Here is a 5,380-nt window from a genome sequence, read left to right as displayed (position 1 = left end):
GAACAGGCAGCAGTAGATATTGTTGTTGTATTTGATGAAGGGGAAATTATACAATATCATTTAGAGTCAATGAATGGAAAGATAAATGTTCGATTATGTCAGGTTAAATGGAAGGATAATAGCCCACAGGCTAATTATTATGATGAATATGAAGCATATGAGTGGAAATATACAGAAAAAGGATACTTGTTTCTGGAGGAATATCACCCACCGGGATTTGATGGAGCACCGGGTGAAACTGGATTCAGAGTGCAGCCATTAGATAAAACATGCCGAGAATTGAATCGAAAATATGTTATGCCGTTGGGGTATGCACTTAATAATCTGTTGATTACAAATTGGGATAACCAGAATTATACGGAACTTGATTTTTATGATCTTTATGAAAAAATGTATTATATGAAATATGGAAAGCAAGTTCCATATGAAGCAAATTATGGTGGAGCAGAATATGAAGTTCCAAAAGATGAGTTTGAAGAGGTTATAAAGACCTATTTACCATTTAGTAATAGCGAGATTGAAAAAGGAACTTTTTATAACTCTGATAATAGAACTTTTAGATACAGACCGCGAGGGTTATATGATTGTGAATTCCCATATGAGCCATATCCGGAAGTTATCTCATATGAAAAATTACAAGATGGAACATTAAAACTTACGATAGAAGCAGTATGGGAAATCAGAATGTTAGATCAGGCAATCACCAGTGAATTGATGATAAAACCTATGGAAGACGGAAGTTTCCAGTATTTATCAAATAAGGTAATCAAGTCAGATCAAAATGCAAATGCAGGGTGGTATATGCCAAGGTTAACAGAAGAAGAGTGGGAAGAGAATTACAGTAATAATTAGGGGGCAATATGAAAAGAAAAAGTATTTTGTTAGTACTTTGTATAGGAATGATTCTGACTTCCTGTGAAAGTAAGATATCGTTAAACAGCACAGATGTAAAAAATGAGAAGAATCAGAAAAACACTACCATGGAAAATCCGGATAAGGGATATAATCTACCAATCGATGAAGACAAGAAAAAGGAAGCTGTGAACGATTGTGAAGAAATTATGGGCATTATCCGAGATATTTATTCTGAATATAATGGAATACAAGAAGCAGATCAGAACACTGCTGAGCAAATGATGAATCGGATGAAAGAAATTATCAAACAAAATGGGAATCCGGTCATTGGTTCCGATCATTATTCTGTTATGGATAATTATCAGAAGATGGAACAATTTTTAAAATCTGCAGAACAAGAAGAAAAAGGAAGTGTAATTTTATATGAAGCAGATACAGATGGTGGAATTACCAGAAAAGAATATAGTTATGATGGAAAAGAAATGAGTGTGATGTCCGCAAAAATGATCTGGAGTGAGGATACAGAGCCTGTACTTACATACATATCGCTATCAAAAATAAAAGAATGGGCATATACTGAAAATGGGAATTTCTGTTATGAATTATGCGTACCTGAACCACCGGAAGTGACAGAGATTGTAGATGGAAGTTGTATTATCCGGGTAAAGCCTTTGAGTGAGGAGTGTCGGGAATATTCAAAAAAATATGTGAGTACGTTCGGCTATCAGGGAAACAATCTGTTATGTTCAAACTGGAATGCGGAGGATATGCAGGGGTTGGATTATAATGGACTTTATGAATATTTTTATCAAATGAAATATGGAGAAAAATTTACGGCAGAAAAAGAGGTTGTGGGAATTCCAGCAGAAGAGTTCGAAAATGTAATTATGACATATCTTCCTGTTACAAAAGAAGAATTGAAAGAATGGGCGGTCTACGATGAACAAAGTAATATGTTTATCTGGGAACGATTGGGATGTGGTAATTATTCACCAACACATTTTGGCTTGTCTTTACCGGAAGTAACAGAAGTCAGGCATAATGAAGATGGAACCATTGTTTTGACAATTCATGCAGTATGTGATTCTGTTGTATGTAATGATGCTGTTATTACACACGAACTTACGATGAAAATTCAGGATGATGGAACGATTCAGTATGTTGGAAACAGGATTTTAGATAATGGTATTGATAATATACCGAGGTATCAGTACCGGTTAGGTAATTTGCAGAATTGATCAGTAGAGAAGAATGAAATAAAGAGAACTGATAACAGGAAATTATGCTATCAGTTCTCTTTATTTATTTCCAAATACCAAGATTAGAAAGTACAGATTCTGTTATTTCGGTAGCCTGACTTCCAGTTGCACCAGAAGAGGATTGAATATTTGTTGCGAAGTAGTAAGTATTATTCGCTGTTTCAATGTATCCGATAAACCAGCCATTGACATCTTTACCATTGACACGCCCGGTTCCTGTTTTCCCGTAAAGAGAACCGGAAGAAGTAGTGGAAAGCAGCAGGGCTTTTTTTACTGCCTGGATATTTTTACTGTCAAAATGAAAATTATTTTGATAGAAATCCTGTAACAATTCCACCTGTTCTATGGGTGATATCTTCAGAGAGAAATCTGTCCAATAGAGATTTAGATTTGTTCCAGTATTTTGATTCCCATAGTTTATTGTCTGTAAAAATGTTCTTACGGCTTCAAAACCTGCCTGTGAATCAATTGCCTGAAAATACCAGTTTACAGAATTATGTATAGCCGAGGTTAAATCTTGATCGGCTTCCCATGAATTAAAAGGATATGGTTCTCCATTCCATGTGAAAGTGGAATGTTCTGGTGTAATAATTCCAGATTCCAAGCCAAGTAATGCATCATATATTTTATAAGTCGAATTCGGTGATACACGTGTGGAAGCATGATCCATATTATAAATATTCCATTTATCAGCAGACTGATTATATAAAACAAAACTTCCGGTGTAGTCCCCAAAATTGGAAGAAAGATTTAGCTGAGTAATATTCTTTTCGGTTGTGTCAAAATGATAGCCAGTCTGATCAGAAGCATAAACAGAAAGTATGGGAATGCATCCAATGATGATAGTAGAGACGAATATGCATATAAGATATCCACGAATTTTTTGTTTAAAAGTAGGTTGGTGGAATGATGCAATATTTAAAATGCGTCCTTTTAACTGTTTTATATTTCCACTGATTCCCATAGTAAGAGGGAATGGAGACAGAGCTATTGTTTCGGCAAAGTTAATCAGTGTATTTCCATATGACTTGTATTCTGTTTCTTTCAATAATTGTAATACAGCACTGTCGCAGGCAAGTTCGCGTTCCTGCCGTATTCTTTTTAGAAAATACCAGATTAGGGGATTGAACCAGTAGAAAACATGTACTGTATTTATCAAATATCCAATTAGAATATCTTTATGCTTGTAGTGCTGCAGTTCATGAAGAAGCATATATCGAATATCAGTTGAGCTTATAGTTCCAGCGTTAAAATCTGAAATCAAGTGAATTGGAAGATAAATGCGAGGATGCAGGAAACCAGCCAAAACAGGAGATTTCAAAAATGCTGTACTATAAATCGGAATGGTATGCTTGCTGTTCACTTCGTTTAAACATTCTATATAAAGAGCGTTTAGTTCTTCATTTTGAAGAGGTAAAGCAGAACTATGTAAGGCGTTTACTTGTCTTACTGAGCGGTAGAGAAGAAAAAACATTATGAATATACCGATACTCCAGAAAAATACAAGTAATGTGTGAATAAAAGTTGGTATTTGGGTGCTGACAGAGACAGCAAAATCATTTATTTTATCCAAATTATAACCATTACCAGAAAGAAAAGTGGTTTGAATGTCACCATTGGTACTTGAACTGGCTGTCAGCAAATGGCTCCACGATATAGAAGATGGGGCAGAGCTTATTGGTAAAAAGGGAACAATTAGAACGGCAAGAAATATAATCGAAAGATTATATTGCATACGTGCGGATAATTGCCTTTGCAATAAATTTTTTAATCCCAGTAAACTACCTAAAAAAATACAAATGATGGCATTACACAGTAAAAATCGAAAACTAAAATATATCAAAATATGCTCCTCCTCCCATGGTTAATGATTGGAAAGAAGATTCCGTAAGCTGGCAATGTCTTCTTCAGACAATTTATCATCCTCAATGTAAGAGGCAAGCATAGAAGTGATATTACCATTATAATATCGTTTTAAAAAAGAATTACTTTCCTGCCGAATATATTCGTCTTCTTTGACCAATGGAGTATAGACAAAAACCCGGCTTTGTTTTTCGTAGGTTAGTGCTTTTTTAGAAACGAGACGTTTAATCAATGTCTGAATTGTTTTAGGACTCCAACGGGAAATTTGTGTTAATTTTTCAGTAATTTCATTGGTGCTGATTGGTGCATATTTCCAAACGATTTTCATAACTTCAAATTCGGCTTCTGAAATTTGAGGCAGATTGCTCATGTGATATTCCTCCAAATCTTACAGATGTAATAATAGATAAAAATTACACTTGTAAGATTTGGAATATGAAAGGTTTTTATAAAATGGGAAGGGTAGTTGTTGTAACATTTGATGAAAATGAGGAAGAAAAATTAAATGAATTATTACATTTTCTGTCTGCTAAAAAATACTCTGAGATGCCTGGTAAACAAAATAGGGTACTTGATTACGGAGCATTAAAAATAAATGCGGAATATCGTTCTGTAGAAAGTAATGGTGAGCTGGTTCAATTGACGAATTATGAATTTGAAATATTATATTTGCTGGCAAAAAATCCAGGACGGATATTTTCAAAGGAACAAATATATACACAGGTGTGGAAAGAACCATATTATGGGGCAGAAGATAATGTTATGGGCATAATTCGGAGAATCAGAAAAAAGATTGAGCCAGATTCTGCAAAACCAAGATACATTTTAAATGTATGGGGTATGGGATATAAATTTAATGGTGAATTGATGAAATGATGAAATATAAAATTGGGCATAATAAGTAAAGATACCAAAAAAAGCAGGAGAAATTTTTATGGAAAATGATATTTGGAATGAAATATCCTCTTTTTTGAACCAGTTGCGTTGTGAGAATATAAACAGAGAAAGTTATATCTATTTCCAAGAACTTGCAAATATTCAGTTGAAGAAGAAAATGGAAAAAGAAAAGGTGAATAAACTTCTCGATCATATAAGTTATGAGGACAGGGAGAAGTTGAAGCAATATGGAGAAATTTTGGAAGAAGAAGCGTTTGTGTCAGAACAAAGGGCATATTGTCAAGGATATGTAGATTGTATTCAGTTATTGGCTGGTTTAGGACTCTTGAAAAAATCGACGGATATGGAAAAAATAATTAGCGAGATGAAAAGCAATTAAGTGTGTCGTGGAGGGAAATGTAGTATTTGATAGATAATAGGATGTTCGTAAAGAAGAAACAGTTATGTTATATCAAGTTGTAATGATATAGCATAACTGTTTTTAAGTAAACGCAAAATAGCGAGTA

Annotated in this window: 6 protein-coding genes; 4 read left to right on the top strand and 2 right to left on the bottom strand. The window is 34.2% G+C overall.

What is annotated here, in order from left to right:
- Positions 1 to 852: DUF6070 family protein (locus PG840_RS16295; RefSeq protein ID WP_270613886.1), on the top strand; the 852-nt coding region annotated here is incomplete at its 5' end.
- Positions 853 to 860: 8 nt separating this feature from the next.
- On the top strand, positions 861 to 2,093 hold the full coding sequence (locus PG840_RS16290; protein WP_005610830.1) for a DUF6070 family protein: 1,233 nt from the start codon (positions 861 to 863) through the stop codon (positions 2,091 to 2,093).
- A gap of 64 nt (positions 2,094 to 2,157) precedes the next feature.
- Here the strand turns inward: PG840_RS16290 and PG840_RS16285 are convergent, their stop codons facing one another.
- Positions 2,158 to 3,957: a BlaR1 family beta-lactam sensor/signal transducer gene (locus PG840_RS16285; RefSeq protein ID WP_082430384.1), complete on the bottom strand. Its 1,800-nt coding sequence runs from the start codon at positions 3,955 to 3,957 to the stop codon at positions 2,158 to 2,160.
- Positions 3,958 to 3,978: 21 nt separating this feature from the next.
- Positions 3,979 to 4,347, bottom strand: a complete 369-nt coding sequence (locus tag PG840_RS16280) for a BlaI/MecI/CopY family transcriptional regulator (protein WP_005330465.1) — start codon at positions 4,345 to 4,347, stop codon at positions 3,979 to 3,981.
- Between the two features lie 83 nt (positions 4,348 to 4,430).
- Between PG840_RS16280 and PG840_RS16275 the strand changes: the two genes are divergently transcribed.
- The gene (locus PG840_RS16275; protein ID WP_028087872.1) at positions 4,431 to 4,853 is read left to right on the top strand and encodes a winged helix-turn-helix domain-containing protein; all 423 of its coding nucleotides are present in this window, start codon (positions 4,431 to 4,433) and stop codon (positions 4,851 to 4,853) included.
- A 58-nt stretch (positions 4,854 to 4,911) separates the two neighbouring features.
- Complete coding sequence (locus tag PG840_RS16270) at positions 4,912 to 5,253, top strand: hypothetical protein (RefSeq protein WP_006428643.1); 342 nt, start codon at positions 4,912 to 4,914, stop codon at positions 5,251 to 5,253.
- Positions 5,254 to 5,380: the final 127 nt, after the last annotated feature.

Origin of the sequence: Coprococcus sp. AM97-35 (assembly GCF_027697525.1) — a bacterium.
In the GTDB taxonomy this organism is placed as follows: domain Bacteria; phylum Bacillota; class Clostridia; order Lachnospirales; family Lachnospiraceae; genus Allocoprococcus; species Allocoprococcus comes.
Note: the sequence above shows the minus strand (reverse complement) of the source record. Positions and strands in the feature narration are given on the sequence as shown.